Origin of the sequence: Roseibium sp. SCP15 (assembly GCF_040329435.1) — a bacterium.
Classification (GTDB): Bacteria; Pseudomonadota; Alphaproteobacteria; order Rhizobiales; family Stappiaceae; genus Roseibium.
Window position 1 is genome coordinate 1108737 of record NZ_JBDZYI010000002.1, and the last position, 22354, is coordinate 1131090.

At 57.3% G+C, this 22354-nt stretch carries 22 protein-coding genes; all 22 read right to left on the minus strand.

Annotated elements, in window-relative coordinates:
• Positions 1 to 14 precede the first annotated feature (14 nt).
• Positions 15 to 2774: a translation initiation factor IF-2 gene (infB, locus tag ABLO27_RS12535; protein WP_353033253.1), complete on the minus strand. Its 2760-nt coding sequence runs from the start codon at positions 2772 to 2774 to the stop codon at positions 15 to 17.
• A gap of 29 nt (positions 2775 to 2803) precedes the next feature.
• Entirely contained in the window at positions 2804 to 3439 is a 636-nt protein-coding gene (locus ABLO27_RS12540; protein WP_353033254.1) for an RNA-binding protein, read from the minus strand.
• 138 nt (positions 3440 to 3577) lie between these two features.
• Positions 3578 to 5233 (minus strand): transcription termination factor NusA, encoded by a 1656-nt coding sequence (gene nusA, locus ABLO27_RS12545; protein WP_353033255.1) that lies wholly within the window; start codon positions 5231 to 5233, stop codon positions 3578 to 3580.
• Between the two features lie 72 nt (positions 5234 to 5305).
• The gene (gene rimP / locus ABLO27_RS12550; protein ID WP_353033256.1) at positions 5306 to 5899 is read right to left on the minus strand and encodes a ribosome maturation factor RimP; all 594 of its coding nucleotides are present in this window, start codon (positions 5897 to 5899) and stop codon (positions 5306 to 5308) included.
• A gap of 280 nt (positions 5900 to 6179) precedes the next feature.
• Complete coding sequence (gene trmB, locus ABLO27_RS12555; RefSeq protein WP_353033257.1) at positions 6180 to 6866, minus strand: tRNA (guanosine(46)-N7)-methyltransferase TrmB; 687 nt, start codon at positions 6864 to 6866, stop codon at positions 6180 to 6182.
• Positions 6867 to 6942: 76 nt separating this feature from the next.
• Positions 6943 to 8115: a methionine adenosyltransferase gene (metK, locus tag ABLO27_RS12560; RefSeq protein WP_353033258.1), complete on the minus strand. Its 1173-nt coding sequence runs from the start codon at positions 8113 to 8115 to the stop codon at positions 6943 to 6945.
• A gap of 112 nt (positions 8116 to 8227) precedes the next feature.
• Entirely contained in the window at positions 8228 to 8632 is a 405-nt protein-coding gene (locus ABLO27_RS12565) for a helix-turn-helix domain-containing protein (RefSeq protein ID WP_352946296.1), read from the minus strand.
• A 191-nt stretch (positions 8633 to 8823) separates the two neighbouring features.
• Complete coding sequence (gene lnt / locus ABLO27_RS12570) at positions 8824 to 10440, minus strand: apolipoprotein N-acyltransferase (protein ID WP_353033259.1); 1617 nt, start codon at positions 10438 to 10440, stop codon at positions 8824 to 8826.
• 220 nt (positions 10441 to 10660) lie between these two features.
• Positions 10661 to 11866 (minus strand): CBS domain-containing protein, encoded by a 1206-nt coding sequence (locus ABLO27_RS12575; RefSeq protein ID WP_417714774.1) that lies wholly within the window; start codon positions 11864 to 11866, stop codon positions 10661 to 10663.
• A gap of 36 nt (positions 11867 to 11902) precedes the next feature.
• Positions 11903 to 12418: an rRNA maturation RNase YbeY gene (gene ybeY / locus ABLO27_RS12580; RefSeq protein ID WP_353033261.1), complete on the minus strand. Its 516-nt coding sequence runs from the start codon at positions 12416 to 12418 to the stop codon at positions 11903 to 11905.
• A 16-nt stretch (positions 12419 to 12434) separates the two neighbouring features.
• Positions 12435 to 13496: a PhoH family protein gene (locus ABLO27_RS12585; RefSeq protein WP_353033513.1), complete on the minus strand. Its 1062-nt coding sequence runs from the start codon at positions 13494 to 13496 to the stop codon at positions 12435 to 12437.
• A gap of 84 nt (positions 13497 to 13580) precedes the next feature.
• Complete coding sequence (gene miaB, locus ABLO27_RS12590; protein WP_353033262.1) at positions 13581 to 15056, minus strand: tRNA (N6-isopentenyl adenosine(37)-C2)-methylthiotransferase MiaB; 1476 nt, start codon at positions 15054 to 15056, stop codon at positions 13581 to 13583.
• 127 nt (positions 15057 to 15183) lie between these two features.
• Positions 15184 to 16068: a lysophospholipid acyltransferase family protein gene (locus ABLO27_RS12595; RefSeq protein WP_353033263.1), complete on the minus strand. Its 885-nt coding sequence runs from the start codon at positions 16066 to 16068 to the stop codon at positions 15184 to 15186.
• Positions 16061 to 16510, minus strand: coding sequence for a Fur family transcriptional regulator (locus tag ABLO27_RS12600; RefSeq protein ID WP_353033264.1), 450 nt, complete (start codon positions 16508 to 16510; stop codon positions 16061 to 16063). The genes ABLO27_RS12595 and ABLO27_RS12600 overlap by 8 nt, the downstream gene beginning before the upstream one ends.
• Before the next feature lie 45 nt (positions 16511 to 16555).
• Positions 16556 to 17044 (minus strand): ribosomal protein S18-alanine N-acetyltransferase, encoded by a 489-nt coding sequence (rimI, locus tag ABLO27_RS12605; protein WP_353033265.1) that lies wholly within the window; start codon positions 17042 to 17044, stop codon positions 16556 to 16558.
• A complete protein-coding gene (tsaB, locus tag ABLO27_RS12610; RefSeq protein ID WP_353033266.1) occupies positions 17041 to 17718 on the minus strand; it encodes a tRNA (adenosine(37)-N6)-threonylcarbamoyltransferase complex dimerization subunit type 1 TsaB in 678 nt (225 codons plus the stop codon). The genes rimI and tsaB overlap by 4 nt, the downstream gene beginning before the upstream one ends.
• A 151-nt stretch (positions 17719 to 17869) precedes the next feature.
• Positions 17870 to 18427, minus strand: a complete 558-nt coding sequence (locus ABLO27_RS12615; RefSeq protein ID WP_353033267.1) for a NifU family protein — start codon at positions 18425 to 18427, stop codon at positions 17870 to 17872.
• A 178-nt stretch (positions 18428 to 18605) separates the two neighbouring features.
• Positions 18606 to 19100 carry a universal stress protein gene (locus ABLO27_RS12620; RefSeq protein WP_353033268.1) on the minus strand — a complete coding sequence of 165 codons (495 nt, stop codon included), beginning with the start codon at positions 19098 to 19100 and terminating at the stop codon, positions 18606 to 18608.
• A 67-nt stretch (positions 19101 to 19167) separates the two neighbouring features.
• Complete coding sequence (hslU, locus tag ABLO27_RS12625; RefSeq protein WP_353033269.1) at positions 19168 to 20472, minus strand: ATP-dependent protease ATPase subunit HslU; 1305 nt, start codon at positions 20470 to 20472, stop codon at positions 19168 to 19170.
• A 3-nt stretch (positions 20473 to 20475) separates the two neighbouring features.
• Positions 20476 to 20994 carry a GNAT family N-acetyltransferase gene (locus tag ABLO27_RS12630; protein ID WP_353033270.1) on the minus strand — a complete coding sequence of 173 codons (519 nt, stop codon included), beginning with the start codon at positions 20992 to 20994 and terminating at the stop codon, positions 20476 to 20478.
• 6 nt (positions 20995 to 21000) lie between these two features.
• The gene (gene hslV, locus ABLO27_RS12635) at positions 21001 to 21561 is read right to left on the minus strand and encodes an ATP-dependent protease subunit HslV (protein WP_352946328.1); all 561 of its coding nucleotides are present in this window, start codon (positions 21559 to 21561) and stop codon (positions 21001 to 21003) included.
• Between the two features lie 145 nt (positions 21562 to 21706).
• The gene (locus ABLO27_RS12640) at positions 21707 to 22282 is read right to left on the minus strand and encodes an NADPH-dependent FMN reductase (RefSeq protein WP_353033271.1); all 576 of its coding nucleotides are present in this window, start codon (positions 22280 to 22282) and stop codon (positions 21707 to 21709) included.
• Positions 22283 to 22354: the final 72 nt, after the last annotated feature.

Genomic DNA, 22354 nt, shown 5'->3' on the forward strand with positions numbered 1-22354 from the left:
TGCTTATCCGGCGCTTAGAGCGTTCTTGCGATCTGCTCGACGCGGAAACATTCGATGATGTCTCCAGGACGCATGTCCTGATACTTGACGAAGTTCATGCCGCATTCCTGACCGGATTCAACGGACTTGACTTCATCCTTGAAGCGCTTGAGCGTGCCCAGTTCGCCCTCGTGGATGACCACGTCGTCGCGGATGAGGCGAACGTTGGCACCACGCTCGACAACACCTTCGGTAACCAGACAGCCTGCGACCTTGCCAACCTTGGAAATGTGGAAGATCTCCTTGATCTCCGCGTTGCCGAGGAAAGTTTCGCGGCGCTCCGGCGACAGCAGGCCGGACATGGCCGCCTTGATGTCGTCAACGAGGTCGTAGATCACGTTGTAGTAGCGGATCTCGATACCGTCGCGGGACGCAGCTTCACGAGCCTGCTTGTTGGCACGGACGTTGAACCCGAGGATCGGCGCACTGGAAGCAGCTGCCAGCGTGATGTCACTTTCGGTGATGCCACCAACGCCGGACAGAAGGATGCGCGCGCCGACTTCGTCGTTACCGAGCTCGTGCAGCGCATGGGCAATCGCTTCAGCCGATCCCTGTACGTCCGCTTTCAGAACCAGCGGGAACTCCTTCTTGCCGCTTTTCTGAGCGCTCATCATCATCTGTTCGAGCGAGCCGCGTGCTGCAGAAGCAACCACAGATGCCTTTTCACGGATCTGACGCTGGCGATATTCGGTGATTTCACGGGCACGGGCTTCGTTTTCGACAACCGCAACCAGGTCACCGGCAGCAGGCGTTCCCTGGAAACCCAGTACCTCGACCGGCTTGGCCGGGCCTGCTTCCTTCACCTGCTTGCCATTTTCATCAAGCATGGCACGGACACGGCCCCACTCGGCACCAGCGACGAGAATATCACCCGGCTTGAGCGTACCTTTCTGGACGAGAACCGTTGCAACCGGACCGCGGCCGCGGTCGAGCTGAGCTTCGATCACGATACCTTCCGCTGTACGATCCGGGTTGGCCTGGAGTTCCAGAACCTCGGACTGCAAAAGAATCATCTCCAGCAGCTTGTCGAGATTGGTTCCGTTCAGAGCCGAAACTTCAACATCGATCACGTCGCCGCCCATGGATTCGGTCACGAGTTCTTCACTGAGAAGCTCGGTACGAACACGGTTCGGGTCAGCACCCGGCTTGTCGATCTTGTTGATCGCGACAATGATCGGTGCATCCGCCGCCTTGGCGTGTGCGATGGCTTCCTTGGTCTGCGGCATGACACCGTCGTCTGCAGCCACAACCAGGATCACGATGTCGGTCGACTTGGCACCACGTGCACGCATTTGCGAGAACGCAGCGTGGCCCGGAGTATCGATGAAGGTGATCTTCTGACCATCCTGATCGACCTGATAGGCACCGATATGCTGGGTGATGCCACCGGCTTCACCGGAGACAACCTTGGACTTGCGGATCGCATCCAGGAGCGACGTCTTACCATGGTCAACGTGACCCATGATGGTCACCACCGGCGGACGTGCTTCCATGGTGGAGGCGTCGTCTTCCTGGGTGAAGAGACCTTCTTCAACGTCTGCTTCGGAGACACGCTTGACCGTGTGGCCCATTTCCTCGGCGATCAGTTCGGCGGTATCCGCATCGATCACGTCGTTGATCTTGAGCATCTGGCCCTGCTTCATCAGCAGCTTGATCACATCAACAGCACGCTCGGCCATACGGTTGGCCAGCTCCTGAATTGTGATTGCCTCTGGCAAGGTAACTTCGCGCGAAACCTTTTCACGCACCACCTGTTGTTGACCGCGCTTGGCCTTTTCCTGCCGGCGGCGCATGGAGGCGAGCGAACGGGCGCGCTGACCATCGTTGCCACCAGTAGCAGCAGAAATCGTCAGCTTGGAGCGACGACGGTCTTCACCACCGCGCGGACGCGTGGTCGGTGTCGGAGCCTGTTTCGGCCGCTTGACCGCGCGCAGTCCCTTGTTGCTGCGATCGCCTTCTTCAGCTGCCGGTCTTGTTGCTTCCGGTTTCGCACGGGTTTCAGCCGGTGCCTTCCGCTTGCCCATATCATCGAGGCTTGGCGGTCTGCCACCATCTGCATGAGCAGGTCTGCGGGTGCCCGGCCTTTTCGGCTCGGCTTTTGCAGGCTTGCGGGCCTCGGCCCTGGCAGCAGGAGCTTCCTCAGCCGGCTTTGTGGTTTCAGCGACCTTGGCAGCGGCAGCTTCTTCCTTGGCCTTTTCTTCGGCAAGACGGGCTTCTTCAGCTTCGCGCTTGGCGCGCTCTTCAGCTTCAGCCTTGGCGCGTGCTTCTTCCTCAGCCTTGCGCTGTGCCGCCTCCGCGACGCGACGCTTTTCGTCCTCTTCGCGGCGCTTGCGGTCTTCGACCTCGCGCTTCTTCGCCATTTCGAGGGCCGCCGCGCGGGCAGCAGCCTCTTCCTTGGTCAGAGTGCGCAACACGTTGCCGTTGCCCTTCTGACGCTGACCGGAAGCGGATCGACGAGCCTGTTTGGCTGCCTGCGGATCCGGCTGCTGCGGTTTGCGCGGCGCTTCAGCCGGCTTTTCAAGACGCTGCGTTGTCGGTGCGGGAGCTTCCGGTTTCGGGTCCTGCCCCGGAATTACAACACGGCGCTTCTTCTTTTCCACGACGACGGCTTTCGACCGGCCATGCGAGAAGGACTGCCGAACAGTTCCCTGGTCGCCACCACCACGCTTGAGGCCAAGTGTCTTGCCGCGCTCAACGCTGATTGTCTTGTCGCCTGGATTCTTCGTATCGCTCATATTGCCTTCAGTCCTGCGCAACCGCCCTGCTATGCGTTGCTCTGTTCTTTTCCTGCGGCGGAATAACGGCGAAAATGCTCCAGGTCACGTACTCGCGCCAGAAAATTTTCGCTCGCATGCCCCGCAAGCAGTGCAGCATGTATCACATTTGACCGGCCCAATGCCAAATCCAATTGAGCCGAATCGAACAAACGGACGATTTGGCACCCGTTTGTCAGTTCATCCCTGCTCGCAGCCACAGCCGCCAGCTTCCTCACCCCGTCCTCTGCAGCGTCCGAGGCGTGGACCAGCCCGACAACGGGATCCCGCCGCAGAGCTGCTTCAACTTTCGCATACCCGGTCACCAGCTCACCGGCCTTGCGCGTTATGGAGAGCGCTTGCAGCGCTGCACGTTCCATAATCGCATCGACGCGATCTGCCAATCCGGGTTCGACAAGGGCTTCACCTTTAAACCCTCTGCCGAAGACTTTCTTCCGGTCCTTCTCGGCAACCGCCACGACATCATTCGTGGCCGTCACCCAGACACCGCGACCTGGAAGTACTCGCTTCAGATCCGGAACAACCTGCCCTTCGGGATCAAGGACAAACCGGATCAGCGAGCTGATGGGCTGAACCTCCCGGGTGACGGCACATTGCCGTTCGGTTGGTTCATTCTTCCTGGGCACGCTGCCACTCCCTTAGATCAACCTGCCTTCGTGCGAAACACAAAAACAGAAAAGTCGATCGATCTTTCCAAGTTCGGAACACCTTGCCGCAGTCTGCAGCTCGCAAGATGTTCAAGACAGAGGCTTACGCCTCTTTTGTTATCCGTTCAGGATCGCGCCGCTCGGCGCTTCTTCTTCAACGGTTTCGATTTCTTCTTCGGCTTCTTCCTCAGCTTCTTCAGCTTCAGCCGATTGAGCCGCGAGTTCTTCCTCGGTGATCCAGCCGGCGGCGAGGCGGGCAGCCATCACCATGTTTTCCGCATCAGCCCGGGAAACATCGAAATTGGACAAGGCACCTTCAAACCGCTTGGTCTCGCCGTCCTTGCGTTCGGTCCAGCCGACAAGGTCATCTGCAGCACAGCCTGCGAGGTCTTCCATCGACTTGATGTCGTCCTTACCGAGAGCGACCAGCATAGCCGTTGTCAGGCCATCAATCGACCGCAGATCTTCAGAAACGCCCAAAGACTGACGCTCTTCATCGAGCTTGGCTTCCAGCTCGCTCAGGTAATCCCTTGCACGTGCCTGGATTTCCACTGCCGTGTCGTCGTCGAAGCCCTCGATTTCGGAGATTTCCTCAATCTCCACATAAGCGACTTCTTCAACCGAGGTGAAGCCTTCGGTCGCCAGAAGCTGGCCGACCATTTCATCCACATTGAGCGCTTCCATGAAGAGCTGCGAACGCTCCTGGAATTCTTTCTGACGGCGATCGGATTCTTCCTGCTCCGTCATGATGTCGATGGCCCAGCCGGTCAGCTGTGATGCAAGGCGCACATTCTGACCGCGGCGGCCGATTGCCAGTGACAGTTGGTCATCTGGAACAACAACTTCAATACGTTCTGCATCTTCATCGAGAACAACCTTGGCAACCTCGGCCGGCTGCAACGCGTTGACGATGAAGGTTGCCGGTTCATCATTCCAGGGAATGATGTCGATCTTCTCGCCCTGCAACTCACCGACGACAGCCTGAACGCGGCTACCGCGCATACCGACACAGGCACCAACAGGGTCGATTGAGCTGTCCTTGGATATCACAGCGATCTTTGCGCGTGAGCCCGGATCACGCGCAACGGACTTGATCTCGATAACGCCGTCGTAGATTTCCGGCACTTCCTGGGCAAACAGTTTTGCCATGAACTGCGGATGCGTACGCGACAGGAAGATCTGCGGGCCGCGCTGTTCGCGGCGAACATCATAAATGATGGCGCGGATACGGTCGCCGGTCCGAAAAATTTCACGCGGGATCAGCTCGTCGCGGCGGACAATGCCTTCACCCCGGCCAAGGTCGACGATGACATTGCCATATTCGGCACGTTTCACGACACCGTTGATGACTTCACCAACACGGTCCTTGAATTCTTCGTACTGGCGATCACGCTCAGCTTCGCGCACCTTCTGCACGATCACCTGTTTGGCAGACTGGGCTGCAATACGGCCAAAATCCAGCGGCGGCAGCGGCTCGGCGATGAAGTCGCCAAGGCTTGCTTCAGGGTTGCGGGACAGCGCGTCAGTCAAGGCGATCTCGGTCGAAACGTTCTCGACATTCTCGACCACCTGCAGAAGACGCTGCAGACGGATCTCACCGGTCTTCGGATTGATCTCTGCCCGGACTTCCGTCTCGGTGCCATAGCGGGAGCGGGCCGCCTTCTGGATCGCATCTTCCATCGCGTTGATGACGATCATCCGGTCGATCGATTTTTCCCGTGCCACCGCATCAGCGATTTGCAGCAGTTCCAACCGGTTCGCGCTGATTGCCATATTCCACTCCTCTTGCGCCAAGGATCGAGCCCGTTTTGTCTAGCGCGTTTCTTTTGCCGCTAAGCCTGTCGCTTAGTTGGGCGTGTTGTCCTGTGTCAGTTCCTCATCCTGGCCGCGGGCGGCAAGTGCCGCCTTTTCGGCCTGAAGAGCTGCGGTAATCAAATCGTCGGTAAGCACCAGTTTCGCTTCGCCAACATTTTCAAGAGGCAAGGAAACGGTGTCTTCTTCACCTTCGCGGGCGTCCGGCAGACGAACCTGAGCCGTCCCGTTTTCCGCGCCCAGCAGGGTTCCCCGGAACCGCTTGCGGCCATCCAGCATGACGACCATCTCGACCTTCAGCTCATGACCGGCCCAGCGATTGAAATCGCCTTCGCGGACCAGCGGACGGTCAATGCCGGGAGAAGAAACTTCCAGATGATAAGCCCGGTTGATCGGGTCTTCGACGTCAAGGGCAGGAGAAACGGCGCGGCTGATTGTTTCACAGTCCTCCACCGTCATCGTACCATCAGGGCGCTCAGCCATGATCTGGAGCGTGCAGCCATTGGCCGCGCTGATCTTGGTGCGCACAAGACGGTAGCCGAGGTCCTCAATAACCGGCTCCACAATCGCGGCAACTCGGGCGTCCAACCCTTGTTCCGTAACAATTCTTGGTTCGTGTGCGCTCACACTTGGCTCCTGTCTAAAACCGTTGCCGGTTTCTTCGCTATCAGATGCGCCTGATTGTCGATTTACATAAGGCAATCCTGCTTGGTTCGTCAGTTTCCGGCCCTGTGTAAGCAAAAAAGAGCGGGTCCCCGTTGGGCCCACTCTCAAAATGCTCAGATAAGCCGTTTGAGGTGAAACACCGGCTGTATAACGCCAAAGCTGGCAAAAAGGCAATAGCCTCTATCTGAATCCCTCAAAGAAGTTGAACAGCGGCTCCATCCTCTTCGGAAATCCGCACCCTTCAGACCCGGAGAAACGTCAGATAGCGGCCGATACGCCCTTCGCGGATGGCCTTGGCTTCATATCGTGTTCCCGGCCAGCCCTCCCACGGGCTCTTCCAGTCGGCGGCTGTTTCAGCCATCCATTCGAAATTCGCATGTTTTCGACAATGGCGCAGCGTCCAGTCGATGTAGGTGTCGATATCGCTTGCAAAGCGAAACTGGCATCCGGGCTTTATGACACGGGCATATCGGGACAGGTTTTGCTGGTTGATGAAGCGGCGCTTCCAGTGCCGCTTCTTGGGCCAGGGATCGGGATAGAGCTGATACGCCAGATCGAGCGAAGCTTCCGGCAACCAGTCCAGGACGTTGACCGCGTCATCATCGTAGAGGCGGACATTCTTCAGCCCCTCCTCCACCACCGCGTTCACGGCCTTGGCCATGCTGCCAACAAAGGGTTCTACCCCGATGAAGCCGATGCGTGGATTTGTCCGGGCGCGATGCAGCAGATGCTCGCCGCCGCCAAATCCGACCTCAAGACAGACCTCGTCGACATCTGCGTCGAACAGATCCGTGAGGTCGCCCGGCGCCGGACCACTCAAATCCAGCGACAGACGGGGCAGTTCGTTTTCCATAAGCGCCTCGCGGCGCGGGCTCAGCGGCTTGCCTTTACGGCGGCCGTAAAAGGAACCTTCGTAACGGTCGGTCATCTTCTCAAACTGCAGATCGCCGGCAATGGACCGGCGATCTCTTTCACATACCAATGTTGTGCGCTGACGGAAGAGCTTACCCGGCAAGCGGGCGAAGCGAATCCACCAGGTCGGTCTTTTCCCAAGAGAACCCGCCATCTGCTTCCGGCTGACGGCCAAAATGACCATAAGCAGCTGTGCGCTCGTAGATCGGGTTGTTGAGGTTCAGGTGCTCGCGAATGCCACGCGGGCTCAGACCCATGACTTCACGCAAGGTGCTCTCAAGGCGTGCTTCATCGCAGCGGCCGGTGCCGTGAAGATCAACATAGACCGAAAGCGGATCGGAAACACCAATAGCGTAAGACAGCTGAATGGTGCAGCGATCCGCCAGATCGGCGGCAACAACGTTTTTCGCCAGGTAGCGTGCAGCATAGGCAGCGGAACGGTCGACCTTGGTCGGGTCCTTGCCGGAGAATGCGCCGCCGCCATGCGGAGCAGCACCACCGTAAGTGTCAACGATGATCTTGCGGCCAGTCAGGCCCGCGTCTCCGTCAGGGCCGCCAATCACGAACGCGCCGGTCGGGTTAACGTGCCAGACGGTCTCACCGGAGATCCAGCCTTCCGGCAGGGCCTTGAAGATGTATGGTTCGACGATTTTCTTGACGTCTTCAGATGTCAGCGCCGGGTCCAGGTGCTGCGTGGACAAGACGATGGAAGTCGCTCCAACCGGCCTACCGTTTTCGTAGCGAACTGTCACCTGGCTCTTGGCGTCCGGACCAAGCACCGGCTCTGCACCGGACTTGCGGGCTTCCGCCAGCAACTGAAGGATCTTGTGGGAATAATGGATGGGAGCCGGCATCAGCTCCTCGGTCTCGCGGCAGGCATACCCGAACATGATGCCCTGGTCGCCCGCGCCTTCATCCTTGTTTCCGGCGGCATCCACCCCTTGCGCGATATGCGCGGACTGGGCGTGGAGGTGAACGGCGATATCGCAGTTTTCCCAATGGAATCCATCCTGCTCGTAACCGATGTCCTTCACGGCCATACGCGCAAGGTGAGCGATGTAGTCATTGGTGATATGTGCCGGTCCGCGGGTTTCGCCCGCAATCACGATACGGTTCGTGGTCGCCAGGGTTTCACAGGCAACGCGGGCTTCCGGCAACTCCCGCAGATATGCGTCCACAACTGCATCCGAAATTCGGTCACAGACCTTATCCGGATGTCCTTCGGACACAGATTCAGAGGTAAACAGGTAATTCTGACGTGCCATTGGCGATCGTCCTTCTGGGAATGAATATGACTGAAGCGGCGAGTGACATCGCCGCTTCAGCTGCATCAATCTTAGAAGTTTCTCGCCACGTCAAGCGCGAGGATAAAAAATCTTAGTCGTCGCCACCCAGGGACCGGACGAGATCAACGATCCGGCGGCGAACTTTCGGGTCTTCGATGCGCACAAACGCTTTGTTGAGAGACAGACCTTCGGAAGACGACAGGAAGTCCACGACGTAAGATGTCGGCTGTGTTTCCCCGAACCCTTCAGCCTCTTCCGGCGTGCCCGGTGCGTCTTCAAAGAAGAAGGAAACCGGCACTTTCAGGATTGTCGCGATGTGCTGCAGTCGGCTGGCGCCAATACGGTTGGTGCCTTTCTCGTATTTTTGAATTTGCTGGAAGGTGATGCCTAGGCTCTCACCAAGTTTTTCCTGACTCATCCCAAGCATCATCCGCCGGAGGCGGACACGGCTACCAACGTGAATGTCAATCGGATTCGGAGACTTCTTACTGGGCATCTGCGTCGCTCTTTCTTTTTTTCGCGGCGAATGTCCGCTCGTTTTCGTCTGTACAAGCGCCCCAGTGTCCTCCCACAAAGACCCAGAGACCGGAAGTTTGCCCGCAACCCTTCACTTGCACATGAAGCAGCCCTCAATCGGCTATTTCACGGTTGTATCACACTTTCTTCACTCAACTCAAACAAATTTTATCAATTTATACGCGAGTCGCGGTTGTATTGCGAAGCGGCTGCGAAGGCCAAAAGAAAAATTGAAATAACCAGCACCGGTAGATCCCCGGTTGTACCGTAAAGCGTTTTGGCACTCCTTTGCGGCAATTTGCCGTCAATGATCCCTTTCTCGAAAATATCGAGTTTTGCAACTACGGAACCGGTGCCATCTACGATTGCAGAGATGCCAGTATTGGCTGCCCTGATCAGGGGAATACCCGTTTCGATGGACCGGATGCGGGCCTGCGCAAAATGCTGATGGGGACCCGGTGTACGTCCAAACCAGGCATCATTCGTGACATTCAACAAAAAGGCTGGTTCACCAGACTTTGGCGATGCGGCGCCCGGGAAAATCGCCTCGTAGCAAATCAGTGGCAGAAATCCGAAACCGCTGGACGTCTCCAGAACGCGCCTCTGATAGCCGGCCTCAAAACCCGCGAACGGTCCGGCGAGGCTCGATATTCCCGTTTTTTCAAGAAGTTCCTGAAGTGGCACATATTCACCGAACGGAACCAGTCGAACCTTGTCGTAAATTCCTTGAACCGCTCCATCGTTGTCTATGACGTAGACGCTGTTGAAGTAGTCATATCCATCAGCGCTCACCTCAGCGCGATTTGCGCCGGTCACCAGCTCGGTATTTTCCCCCAGGACCCGTGCAATCCTGAAGAGAGCACCTGGTTCCTGGGTCAACAGAAACGGAACCGCGGATTCCGGCCAGACAACAATCCTTGGTTGCCCGACCCTTGCATCCCCGCCGAGCGGGGCTTCGGTCATGTCCAGGTAAGTCTGAAAGATTTCATCGCGCAGTTCCGGCCGCCACTTGTCCTTCTGGTCGATGGAAGGCTGCACGATGCGAATGTCGAGATCTGCAAAAAGGGCCGGCTTGTTCCAGAGACGGAAAGACCCGAATGCAGCCATAAGGAGCAAAATTACAACCGCCAGTCCGACAACGCCCAATCTTTGACCAAGTGGCTTCGAATCGGCAAGCACCGATGGTGCGGCGGAGATGACCACAACCAGAAATGTCAGCCCGTAAATCCCCACCAGGCTAGCGGTTTGCGCAAGCGATAGATAGTCGGCAACTCCGTAACCAAATGCGTTCCATGGAAAACCGGTCAGCACGTGCCCCCTGACCCAGTCGGCCAGCGTGAGGCAGGCAGCCAAGAGCAGGATCCTTCGAAATCTGTCGCTCCAGAATAGACCGGCGATGGCTGTCCCCAAGCCGGTGAAAAGCGCCAATCCCATCGGCATTGCCAGAACAGCGAATGGCATAATCCACGCATACCGGTCAGCTTCAACCAGAAATGCCGAACCGATCCACCAGAGTCCGGACAGGAAGTACCCGAACCCGAATAGCCAACCGAGTGCAAACCCGGTGCGCAGGCGTTTGAGTTTCTGGCCGGATCCCGTCTCAAGCGCACCGTCCAGCAGCCAGACAAAACAGGGAAATGTGAGCAGAAGAAGAGGTGCCAGGCCGTAAGGGGGAAGTGCGAATGCAGTAACTGCTCCGCACAAGACACACAGCAATCTACGTTGCCATCCCCAAGCCAGAAGGAATGTGTTTGGCAGGACAGACAGCCGCTGAAGCAACAATTGCATGGATTACCGATCCCCTGTTTTAGCGGTCAGGAGGATTGGCGGCTCATGGCAGGCGGGTCAAGACTTAATGTCGACCAATGCTACGGTCTGTTCATCGCTGCGGAAAACACATACGCACTGCTGGCAAGACAGAGTGTTGCCGTCTGTGCGTAAATCGGCAGATACCGTGCCGACCGCGGCAACTCTCGGCCGCGATAACGGCATGATAATGTTCCACTTGTCAGGAATTCAGCCTGGAGACAGGCACTTTCTCGGCTCCAGAGACGTCACGTGCTTCCTTGGCGGGTTCGCCTGAAGACACGCCTGATCGCTTCGGTCGCCGGCGAAGATCCTGCTGGCGTGTTTCACCGCGCCGGCGACGGATTTTCAGGCGTTTGATTCGCCTCGGGTCGGCATCCATGACTTCGAACTCAAAGCCCGGCACTTCATCCGGGACGAATAGAAGTTCCCCCCGAACGGGAACCCGGCCGACCGATACATAAAGCAGACCACCGAGCGTATCGACATCCTCGGAGATTTCTCCCTTGGTCAGATGCGTGCCGAGTGCCTGGTCCAGATCCCCGAGCGGCAGGCGGGGATCAGCGATCCACACGCCCTCGCCTGCGGAAGCGAGCATTTCCTCTTCGTCTTCATCGTGCTCGTCTTCGATGTCACCGACGACTTCTTCAACCAGATCTTCCAGGGAAACCAGTCCGTCGGTTCCACCATATTCATCAATGACCAACGCCATTTGAATACGCCCGGCCTGCATTTTTGCCATCAGGTCCGTAGCAGGCATGGAAGGGGGAACAAACAGCAGGTCACGAAGCAAGTTCGTTTCCTTGAGCGTAACCGACAGGTCGACGCAGGACAGATCCAGATCAGGCAGGTTGTGTCCCTTTCGGCCCGATCCGTTTTCCAGCGGCGCATCTTCGCCTGCTTCCGTAGCGTCGTTGTCCACAGAAGTTGCAAGTCGGCGCGCGGCACCCCGTTCTGCGATGAATGCCATCAGGTCCTTGATATGAACCATTCCGCGCGGGTCATCCAGCGTATCTTCATAAACCGGCATCCGGGAATGACCGCTTTTCTGGAACAGTTCCATCACCCGGCTCAGGCTGGTATCGAGGTCGACTGCATCAATATCGGCACGCGGTATCATGACGTCATCGACCCGAAGCTCGCGAAGGCGCAATATGTTGCCGAGAAGCATGCGCTCTTCTGGGGAGAACGCCGTGTCGCTGCCAGCTTCACGCGCCAACTCGTCTTCCAGGTTTTCGCGCAAACTCGATGACTGACGCCCAAAGCGCAGAACGCGTTTGAGATTTTCAAGAAGCGCCGCAGATCTCTGCGGCTTCGTCTGTTGCGGGTCTTCCCCGTCCTGAGACTGTCCGGTGGCGGCGGCCTTCGGCTCGCTTGCCGGACTTTGCGGTTCAACTGCGCTCATCATCCATCAATACAAGAACTATATACCCCATGATGCCACTTAATCGCGGTCAGCCACAAGAGGCCTGTCCGCGTAAGGGTCATCAATGCCCAAAGCAGCCAGAATGGACTGCTCAAGGCTTTCCATCAGTTCTGCTTCATCGTTTTCCTGATGATCATAGTCGAAAAGATGAAGCAAACCATGAACGGTCAAATGGGTAAGATGATCCGAGAAATCAACTCCCATCTCTTCGGCTTCTCTCACCACGGTTTCATTTGCAAATACTATATCGCCCAGTAGAGGCCCGTAGACATCCCCCTGAGGATCGCTGCCGGGAAAGGAGAGAACGTTCGTCGGCTTGTCCTTGTCCCGCCATTGCTTGTTCAGCTTGCGAATAGACGCATCATCGGTAAACAGAAGCGAAACTTCGGTATTTTCAATCGCCTCGAGATCAGCCTTCTGAAAAGCAGCCGAAATCGCTCGTTCCGCAAGCGACCTGAGCCGGCCTTCTTCGGGCCAGCTTCCTGCCTCGATCGCAAGATCGATTACAAATCCTTCCGGCAAGGTTTCTGGCATTGTTCTTAATCTGCTTTCAGGACGCCGCAGCCTTGGGAGTACGTGCAGAGCCTTCGCCCTGTTCTGCTTCCCTTTGGCGCTCGGCGTAGCGGCGTTCACGCGTTTCAGATGCTTCTCGTGCCGCATTGTCGTAAGCGGTGACGATCCGCCCGACCAGCTCATGGCGAACAACATCCGTCTCGTTGAAGCGGATATGTGCGACCGCCGGTATGTCGGTCAGAAGACCCAAAGCTTCCCGCAAGCCGGATTTCTGTCCGGCAGGCAAGTCGATCTGGCTCGGGTCGCCGGTCACAATCATCTTGGAACCTTCCCCCAGGCGGGTGAGGAACATCTTCATCTGCATCGAGGTCGTATTCTGCGCTTCATCGAGCAGGACAACCGCATTGGAGAGGGTTCGGCCGCGCATGAAGGCGAGAGGTGCAACCTCGATCATGCCGGATTGCAAGCCGCGGTCCACCTTCTCCGCCGGCATCATTTCATACAGCGCATCATAGATCGGGCGCAGATACGGATCGACCTTGTCCTTCATTTCGCCTGGCAGGAAGCCAAGACGTTCACCGGCTTCCACTGCCGGACGGGACAGGATGAGCCGCGCAACATCGCCGCGCTCGAGCAGCGCGGCCGCATAGGCAACTGCGAGAAAGGTCTTGCCGGTTCCCGCCGGGCCGGTGCCGAACACCAGGTCGGCGCGGTCCATCGCACGGATATAGGCATCCTGGGTCGGCGTTCTGGCAACAATTGTTTTCCTGCGCGTTGCGATCTGGGCAAATGCCAGCCGGGACTTCGGCTCCAGGGTCGGCAGGGGGAGTTGCGCTTCGGCGGCGGCTGCCATGCGCAGGGCACCGTCGACATCGCCTGGATGAATCTCCTGTCCCTGCAAAAGACGCTGATAGAGCGCTTCCAGAGCGGTTCTCGCCTGGGCACAGCCCGCCTGCGATCCTTTCAGGGTGACCTGATTGCCGCGCGCGATCGCGTCGACTCCCAAACGCTGCTCGATCAGGGCCAGATTCTGGTCGAACTGTCCGAACAGATCTCCGATCAACCGATTGTCTTCAAAGGCAAGGACGATGTGAGTCATGTCAGAGGCCGGGGAGGCCGCAGAATTCTGATCCGAAGACTTGCGGGAAGAAGATTGGCTGTCGCGCGTCAAATGACGTCTCCTTTAGACCGCCGAGGCCGGGATGGCCCCGGAAACACCGGTTTCATCTTGCCCGGCAATCAGCTGTCCGAACAGTGAATTAGAACCAATCTCGACGATTTCCACCGCTTGTATGCTGCCGATCATATGTTCCGGTGCGTCGAGCTGCACTGGTTGCAGCCAAGGCGACTTGCCAACCAGCTGGCCTTCATTGCGGCCCTTCTTCTCCAGAAGAACGTCGCAGGTCATTCCCAGCCTGGAAGCATTGAACGCCTTCTGCTGCTCGCTCACCAGCGCTTGCAATTCGGCCAGGCGTGCGGATTTCACGTCCTCCGGCACCTGATCCTCCATTGTAGCACCAGGGGTCCCAGGACGCTGGCTGTATTTGAAAGAAAATGCCGAGCCGTATTCGACACGCCGGATCAAATCCATGGTGTCTTCAAAATCCTGATCCGTTTCCCCGGGAAAACCGACAATGAAATCACCTGACAGAGCGATATCCGGAGATGCTTCACGAATACGGTCGAGCAGGCGGAAATAATCATCGCGCGTGTGACGGCGATTCATTGACTTCAAAATCTTGTCGGAACCCGACTGCACCGGCAGATGCAGGTAGGGCATCAGGCTTTTCAAATCCCGATGCGCATCGATCAGATCGTCATCCATGTCACGCGGATGACTGGTCGTGTAACGCAACCTGTCCAGACCATCGATTTCAGCAAGACGGCGCAACAGGCGTCCCAGTCCCCAGGTAGCTCCATCTGCCGCTTCGCCGTGATAGGCGTTGACATTCTGACCGAGCAGCGTGACTTCGCGCACACCCGATGCCGCCATCCGTTCCGCCTCGGTGACGATCTGCTCAACCGACCGGGACACTTCCGCACCGCGCGTGTAAGGCACAACGCAGAAAGTGCAGAATTTGTCACAGCCCTCCTGAACGGTCAGGAACGCAGAAGGTGCGCGCTTTTGCACCGGCATTTCAGCGCGCTTGGACAAATGGCCGAACTTGGCATCGATATCAAATTCGGTTTCGACAATTTTCGTTCCCTGCCGCGCCTTGTTCAGGAGCGTGGGCAGCTGATGGTAACTTTGCGGCCCGACCACAAGATCGACGACCGGGGCACGCCTGGAGATCTCCTCGCCTTCCGCCTGGGCAACACAGCCGGCAACGCCGACCATCATTTCCTTGCCAGACCTGGCGCGTTCTTCCTTGACCTTCCGGATCCGGCCAAGCTCGGAGTAAACCTTTTCTGCCGCCTTTTCCCGAATATGACAGGTGTTGAGAATGACCAGGTCGGCATCTTCCAGATTTTCAGTCGCCTGGAAGCCTTCCGGTGCCAGAACATCCGTCATGCGCTCGCTGTCATAGACATTCATCTGGCAGCCATAGGTGCGCACAAACACCTTGCGGGCGTTGCTGCCTTTGTCTGCTGGTGCATCTTCACTCAGGGCAACGGCGGCTGGGGTCGTTTCCTGGTCTGTTTCCGGACGGCTCGTCATTCGTTCCTCATGGCCTTTTCATTCGGCCGGTATGTTCTGATTGCGAGTGCTGTGGGGACGGATTTTCAATTGATCCGTCTCGCATCACATCTTCGGCACAGCCTTCATGGCGGGCGGCACTCCAAATTCAGGCGCCAGCTTTAGCGGTTTTTTCCTCGTTTGAGAAGAACTCGTGTGATTCGATGGCATCAGAATCTTCACGCTCACCAGAATCGAGCTGCTCAACAGGCTTTTGCAACAGGGAAGCAATCGTCATGGCCCTGACTTCCCGCTCCAATTGACGGGTCAGGGTCTTGCGGTCCGTTGTCCTGTCGACCAGGACCGGCTGCCCCCAGCGCACGACGACATCGAGTGCACCCCGGGAAAATATTCCCCACAAGTGTCCGGCAAGCTCCATGTCGCCATACCAGGCGACGTGAGGACGATGAGCCCGACCCATCGGCAATCCATAGAAGCCCTGGTAGGCAACCGACAGAGGCTGCACCCAGACCTTCGAGTTTTCCCCTTCACCCAGAGCCCGGGTTGCCGCGCCGAGAAGTGCGGAACGAAATGGAAGCACACAATTGCCGTCGTTGGATGTTCCCTCGGCGAACAGCACCATCGCATCACCGGCTGCCATCCGTTCTGCAATTGCATCGGCAACCTGTGCGGTTTGCGAACGTTTTGTCCGGTTCACGAATACGGTCCGCTGAAGTTTTGCAAACAGACCGAATATCGGCCAGCCGGACACCTCGGACTTGGCGATGAACGACAGCGGCATCAACGACCCGACCACCGTAATGTCGACCCAGGATGCGTGATTTGACGCAATGAGAAGCGGCCTGTCTGCTGCCGGCTGCCCAATCTGGCGGATGCGTATGCCGACAAGACGCGTTGCAATCAGATGCCAGATTTGCGGCAGTTTTTTGCGAACCGAAAGCCGGAGTTTTATCGCAATCCATTGCAGGGGAATGAGAATCAACGAAACGATCGTCAGGACAAAAATGATTATAACGGCCTTGAATTCAGCCATCGTCCTTTTTGTCCTTTGAAGCCTCGAGCGGCACTCCGTACAATTCAAGCCTGTGATCGACAAGCTTGTAACCGAGTTTCTTGGCTATGAACTCCTGCAAGGCCTCGATTTCCTCGTTGCGAAATTCGATGACCCGGCCGCTGCGCAGATCGATCAGATGATCATGATGCTCGTCGGGAACGGTTTCGTACCGCGACCGGCCGTCCCGGAAATCGTGACGCTCGATCATGCCCGCATCTTCAAACAGTTTTACGGTTCGGTAGACGGTCGAAATGGAAATTCCCGGATCAATTGCCACGGAGCGGCGGTAGAGCTCTTCAACATCCGGATGTTCTTCCGAAGCCTGCTCAATCACGGAAGCAATGACACGTCGCTGTTCGGTCATGCGCATGCCCTTTGCAATACACATATCCGCCAGCGATGACTGCCGATCTTCCGTCATTGAAATACCGCCCGATGACTGTTTCAAAATCTTGCCCTACAGCGCTTAGCGAAGATCTATGCGCATGACAAGCGCCGTGCCGTCTCCTCCACTGTCGCTGTAATAGCCCTTGCGCTGCCCCACTTCCTTGAAACCCAGCCCACGGTAGAGCAGCAACGCTGCCTCGTTGGCCGCGTCCACTTCAAGAAACAGATGTTTGCACCGTTCCGTGTAAAGCCGGAAAAGGCTGGCTTCCATAAGCTTCTTGCCCACTCCGCGTCCACGTTGGCGGGGATGCACCGCAATTGTTATGACCTCGGCTTCGTCCGCGGCAATTCTCAAGACGACAAAGCCGAGTGGCGCACGCGTGCCGTACGGGCTCGCCCGGCGGGCAACCAGAATGATCGTTCCGTCCTGCGCCTTCATGCGCGCAAGCTCATCCACATTCCATTTGTGGGTAAAAGAGGTTTCGTGGATTTCGGCAATCTTCGGCAGATCTTCGTCCAGCGCCTCTTCAACAACCGGCGGCTGGGCCCAGAACCACCAAAAACTCATTGCCGTTCAATCCTTCCCTTTTTTTGCGGCGTTGCATCCGGCGGTCGCAGATACAGCGGTGACGGCGACGACACGACCGGATCGGCAGTCAGACCGAGTTCGGCAACATCGCGAATGCCCGGGTAGCCGCAGCATGACAGAACCTGCCCGGGTGCGGCTTTCAGGGTATCGGCAACTTTTTCGGCTGCCGAGCCAGCCAACCTTATGCTTTGAGGCAACGCAGCTGCAAGATCTGACAGGGTTCTGACCCCTGCCTCCCCGGCCGGTTCTCCACAGGCAGTGAATTCCTGGCAGTAAACCTCTTCACCTTTTCCGGTGAGAGCGACAAGCAAAGGAGCACCTCCGTCTGCAGGTGCACACGAGCGCGCAATGGCAGCCAGCGTCGTGATTCCGACAACGGGTTTGCCGAGAACAAGGCCAAAACCGCGAGCGACTGAAAGCCCGACTCGAAGGCCGGTAAAGCTTCCGGGGCCGACGGTAACTGCCACGCGATCAAGGTCGGAAAAGGCTGTGGAGGTTTCGGCCATGACTTCACCGATCATGTCCATCAGCCGCTCGGCATGCCCGCGGCCGATTTCTTCGCCGCAGGCTTCAAAGCAAGCGGTCTCCGCGCCGTTGTCCAGGACCGCGGCGGCGCAATTGGAAAGAGCTGTGTCTATGGCAAGTACACGCATACTGATTGCCACTACCCCGGAGTGGCCTCCGAGTCGAGCCGAGCTTTGGACCTACGTCCAATGGGGGGCTTGCCTTCCACAAAGAAAGCGGGTTCGAAAACAAAAAACCCGGCGATTGCGCCGGGCTTTTCCTGGAATGCTGGAAATCGCGTCAAATCGGCCGGACTTCCTCGACTTCCGGTACGAAATGCCGCAACAGATTCTGAATTCCGTGCTGCAACGTTGCCGTGGAAGACGGACACCCTGCACATGCACCACGCATGGAAAGATAGACAACACCTTCCTTGAAACCCTTGAAGGTGATGTCGCCACCATCCTGAGCGACCGCCGGGCGAACGCGCGTTTCAAGAAGTTCCTTGATCGTGTTGACGGTCTCCGTGTCGCTTTCCTCGAAGAACTCGCCTTCTTCGATGTCTTCGGACTGTCCTGCCGACATGACCGGCTGACCGGACATGAACTGCTCCATGATGACGCCAAGGATCGCCGGCTTCATGTGCTGCCAATCTGTGTCGTCCTTGGTGACCGTGACAAAGTCATGGCCGAAGAAGACGGCAACAACTCCCGGTACGTCAAAAAGCTTCTCGGCAAGCGGAGAAACGCCTGCATCCGCCTTGGAGCGGAAGTCGTAGGTTCCTTCCTGCAGAACGACTCGTCCTGGAAGGAATTTCAGTGTGGCCGGATTCGGAGTTGCTTCCGTTTGAATGAACATCGTCTTTGTCCCTGCGCTTCAACAACGCGCCCGTTTGACTATGTGCCTTGCGCTTCTCCCCCATCGCAAAACACCGATGGGTCCTTCTAACCCATCTTTCAGCAGTTTGGAATAGTTAAAAACTAGATAGGCGCGAATCCTGGCCGATCAAGTTTACGGGATCAGATTCCGCTCTCGCCTATGCCAATGCGGCGATGGAATCGTCATCCAGATTGCCCGGAACGATCGTCACGGGTATCGGAAAGGTTCCGGCGGACTTGCCGGCAATGGATGACACCAGTGGCCCCGGACCTTCCGACCCCGTGCTGGCGGCCAGCACAAGAATCGCAATATCCGCGTCCGCCTCGATCAACTCCATGATTTCCTCGGCCTTCGCGCCTTCGCGAACCACGGTTTCGGGTTCCGTGCGGGCGACCGAACGTACCCGCTCCGACGCCTTGGCGAGAGTTGCCTCGGCTTCCTCCTGGGCTTCTGCCCGCATGATGTCCTCGACCCCCAGCCAGTGCTGGAAGTCTCCAGGGGCGATGATGAACAACAGTGTAACAACGCCCCCGGTGCGCGCAGCCCGTTTGGCGGCGTACACAATCGCCCGATCACATTCGGGCGTTTCGTCGACCACAACCAGGAACTTCCGGCGATGGCCTTCCTCGTTACTTTTTCGAATAGCTACCATGGCTGCATGCTGCCATTGGCGCGCATGCATCGCAAGCGGCTAAATTGCCGCTCGCAATGCCGCCGGATCAGAGGATAAACTTGGACAGATCGACGTTCTTCGCCAGATCTCCAATGTTTTCCCTGACGAAATCGGCAGAGATCTCAATCGTTTCGCCTGGCCGGTCCGGTGCAGTGAAGGAGATCTCGTCGAGGATCCTTTCCATCACGGTCTGCAGACGTCTTGCACCGATGTTCTCAACAGAAGCGTTCAGATCAACTGCAACCGAGGCAATTTCCTCAATCGCGTCCTCGGTAAAGGCGAGGGTGACCGATTCTGTTTCCATCAACGCAACATACTGTTTGATCAGGCTGGCTTCCGGCTCAGTCAGGATGGCCTTGAAGTCGTCCTTGTTCAATGCACGAAGCTCAACCCTGATCGGCAGACGCCCCTGGAGCTCCGGCAGGAGATCGGAAGGTTTTGCTACGTGGAACGCACCTGACGCAATGAACAGGATGTGGTCGGTCTTAACCGGCCCGTGCTTGGTCGAGACAACAGTGCCTTCGATCAGAGGCAGCAGGTCGCGCTGCACGCCTTCACGGGAGACATCGCCGCCTGCGCGGCCTTCGCGAGCACAGATCTTGTCGATCTCATCCAGGAACACGATGCCGGAGTTCTCGACCAGAGAAATCGCTTCTTCGACAACCTTGTCTTCGTCCAGCAGCTTGTCGGATTCCTCGTTGATCAGCAGCTGGTAGGAATCGCTTACGGTTGTCCGCTTGGTTTTGGTCTGACCGCCGAATGCCTTGCCGAGCAGATCGGAAACATTCATCACGCCGACACTGGCACCAGGCATTCCTGGCAGATCGAAGCTCGGCATCTGCGCCTGGGCACGTACCTCAACTTCAATTTCCTTGTCGTCCATTTCTCCGTTGCGCAGCTTTGTGCGGAAGCTGTCCCGGGTAGCCGGACTTGCATTCGCGCCAACAAGCGCATCCAGAACGCGTTCTTCCGCCAGCACGTGTGCCTTGGCTTTCACCGCTTCGCGCTTCTGGTCACGGACAAGCGTGATGCCTGCCTCGACCAGATCTCGAACAATCTGCTCGACATCGCGACCGACGTAACCGACTTCGGTGAATTTTGTGGCTTCGACCTTGGTAAACGGCGCATTGGCCAGTTTTGCCAGTCGGCGTGAGATTTCGGTTTTGCCAACCCCGGTCGGCCCGATCATGAGGATGTTCTTGGGCAGAACCTCTTCACGCATCTGGCCCTGCAGCTGCTGACGACGCCAACGGTTGCGAAGAGCGATGGCGACCGCACGCTTGGCATCTTTCTGGCCAACAATGTAACGGTCGAGTTCAGAGACGATCTCACGCGGAGAAAAATCAGTCATTTGTTAAGACACGCCTTCCGTATCCTGGTGTTCCATTAGCAAGCAATCGCCGGTTCGACCGATCAGGTCCGCAATTTCACGAAAGCCCGCCTTGCGATAGGCCTTCACAGCCCTGAGGTTTTCCGGATCCGGATCTATGAGGATCCGGTCGTACCCCTCGCGCCGCAGCTTCCGGACGAAAGCTCGCAATACTTCAGTTCCAATTCCCTTCGACAACTCATCCCGGTCGGCGAGCGACAGATCAACCCCAACCGCATCTCGCGGCAAAAGTTCAAGCCAGGGATACTCCCTGTTCCAGTCGCTATCCTGCTGATCCTTCACGAACCAGACCTGGATATAGCCTCTGTCGGTTCCATCCAGCTGAAAAATGAAGGGCAGTGTCGTATCGCGCCCTTCAATCATATCCCTGATGTAACCGAGTTCCGTCTCCGGGGCGCCCCACCATTCGCGCCAATGCGGCCTTGCCAACCATTCGGAGAGCAAAGGCAGATCCTTTTCACTGACGGGGCGGAACGAAATCATGTCTGGTCACTCGACGGCGTCGAGCGACTCGACCGTGACACTTTCGTTTGTGTAAACGCAGATTTCAGCGGCCACCGCCATCGCCTTGCGGGCAATGGTTTCAGCGTCATAGTCGGTATCTGCCAACGCCCGGCCAGCTGCCAAGGCAAAATTGCCTCCCGAGCCGATGCCCATGACGCCGCCTTCAGGCTCAAGCACATCACCAGTCCCGGTGAGCACCAGGGACACGTTCTTGTCCGCCACAAGCATCATGGCTTCAAGACGGCGCAGATAGCGGTCCGTTCGCCAATCCTTGGCAAGTTCGACGCAGGCACGCATCAATTGACCCGGATACTGCTCCAGTTTGGCTTCCAGACGCTCGAACAGTGTGAAGGCGTCAGCTGTCGCACCGGCAAATCCGGCAATGACCTCACCTTTGGCAAGCGGTCGCACCTTGCGAGCAGAATGTTTGATCACCGTCTGGCCGAGAGACACCTGTCCATCGCCGGCAATGACGACCTTGCCGCCTTTGCGCACCATCATGATCGTCGTACCGTGCCACTGGGCCGGTTCGCGCGTTTCGCTCATTCAATCCTCTTGAATCTAACTTTTCTCGCCGCCCTATGTAGGCGGCAATAGCGGTTTTTCCAAGCTGCCAGCTTTTTACGGCTGAATTCAAGCCGCAGATTTCAATCTTTCGTTCAAACAATATGGGAACAAACCCGGCAACAACCTAATGCGACATCTCGATGCGGGTCGCCTTGAGCAGCGCATCAACCAGCTTGTCGAGCTGACCGCTGATCCGTTCTTCGACCAAATCGCCCTTCTCGTTGAATGCGCCGACCGCTTTGGGCACAGACACCATCTGCGGCAGCACCATGGCCCCCAGTCCGACTTCAAGGATCGTTCGCATACCGATCAGCCCCCGCATACCTCCGAAACCTCCCGGCGACACAGCCCCCAATGCAAAGACCGTGTTCTTGAAAGGATCCCCCGGCTCCTTTGCACGGCTGATCCAGTCCAGCGTGTTTTTGAGCAGCGGCGTGATACCGGCGTTGTATTCCGGACATGCCAGGAAGACACCATCCTGCCCATGTAACAACCGATTGAGTTTCCTGGCATTTTCCGGAACGCCGTCAGTGTCCTCCAAATCACCGTCATAGATCGGCAATGGATAGTCTCTCAGCGAAAGATGCGTCACCTCCGCGTCCAGAATTGCCAGACGCTTGGCAACGAGTGCAGTCAGCTTGCCATTGTGCGATCCGCTTCGAACCGACCCGGAACACACCAGTATTTTTGGATTGCGCATCTGAGGCCCCTTCCCAACCCGGCGGGCAAGACAGCCCGATTCCCGGAATATGGCAAACAGCCAGAGGATTAT

Excerpts from the sequence above, each read along its gene's own strand:
- infB (WP_353033253.1), bottom strand. The coding sequence starts at position 2,774 with ATGAGCGATACGAAGAATCCAGGCGACAAGACAATCAGCGTTGAGCGC.
- nusA (WP_353033255.1), bottom strand. The coding sequence starts at position 5,233 with ATGGCAATCAGCGCGAACCGGTTGGAACTGCTGCAAATCGCTGATGCG.
- trmB (WP_353033257.1), bottom strand. The coding sequence starts at position 6,866 with ATGACCGACCGTTACGAAGGTTCCTTTTACGGCCGCCGTAAAGGCAAG.
- metK (WP_353033258.1), bottom strand. The coding sequence starts at position 8,115 with ATGGCACGTCAGAATTACCTGTTTACCTCTGAATCTGTGTCCGAAGGA.
- ABLO27_RS12565 (WP_352946296.1), bottom strand. The coding sequence starts at position 8,632 with ATGCCCAGTAAGAAGTCTCCGAATCCGATTGACATTCACGTTGGTAGC.
- lnt (WP_353033259.1), bottom strand. The coding sequence starts at position 10,440 with ATGCAATTGTTGCTTCAGCGGCTGTCTGTCCTGCCAAACACATTCCTT.
- ABLO27_RS12575 (WP_417714774.1), bottom strand. The coding sequence starts at position 11,866 with ATGATGAGCGCAGTTGAACCGCAAAGTCCGGCAAGCGAGCCGAAGGCC.
- ybeY (WP_353033261.1), bottom strand. The coding sequence starts at position 12,418 with ATGCCAGAAACCTTGCCGGAAGGATTTGTAATCGATCTTGCGATCGAG.
- ABLO27_RS12585 (WP_353033513.1), bottom strand. The coding sequence starts at position 13,496 with ATGACTCACATCGTCCTTGCCTTTGAAGACAATCGGTTGATCGGAGAT.
- miaB (WP_353033262.1), bottom strand. The coding sequence starts at position 15,056 with ATGACGAGCCGTCCGGAAACAGACCAGGAAACGACCCCAGCCGCCGTT.
- ABLO27_RS12595 (WP_353033263.1), bottom strand. The coding sequence starts at position 16,068 with ATGGCTGAATTCAAGGCCGTTATAATCATTTTTGTCCTGACGATCGTT.
- ABLO27_RS12600 (WP_353033264.1), bottom strand. The coding sequence starts at position 16,510 with ATGACGGAAGATCGGCAGTCATCGCTGGCGGATATGTGTATTGCAAAG.
- rimI (WP_353033265.1), bottom strand. The coding sequence starts at position 17,044 with ATGAGTTTTTGGTGGTTCTGGGCCCAGCCGCCGGTTGTTGAAGAGGCG.
- tsaB (WP_353033266.1), bottom strand. The coding sequence starts at position 17,718 with ATGCGTGTACTTGCCATAGACACAGCTCTTTCCAATTGCGCCGCCGCG.
- ABLO27_RS12615 (WP_353033267.1), bottom strand. The coding sequence starts at position 18,427 with ATGTTCATTCAAACGGAAGCAACTCCGAATCCGGCCACACTGAAATTC.
- ABLO27_RS12620 (WP_353033268.1), bottom strand. The coding sequence starts at position 19,100 with ATGGTAGCTATTCGAAAAAGTAACGAGGAAGGCCATCGCCGGAAGTTC.
- hslU (WP_353033269.1), bottom strand. The coding sequence starts at position 20,472 with ATGACTGATTTTTCTCCGCGTGAGATCGTCTCTGAACTCGACCGTTAC.
- ABLO27_RS12630 (WP_353033270.1), bottom strand. The coding sequence starts at position 20,994 with ATGATTTCGTTCCGCCCCGTCAGTGAAAAGGATCTGCCTTTGCTCTCC.
- hslV (WP_352946328.1), bottom strand. The coding sequence starts at position 21,561 with ATGAGCGAAACGCGCGAACCGGCCCAGTGGCACGGTACGACGATCATG.
- ABLO27_RS12640 (WP_353033271.1), bottom strand. The coding sequence starts at position 22,282 with ATGCGCAATCCAAAAATACTGGTGTGTTCCGGGTCGGTTCGAAGCGGA.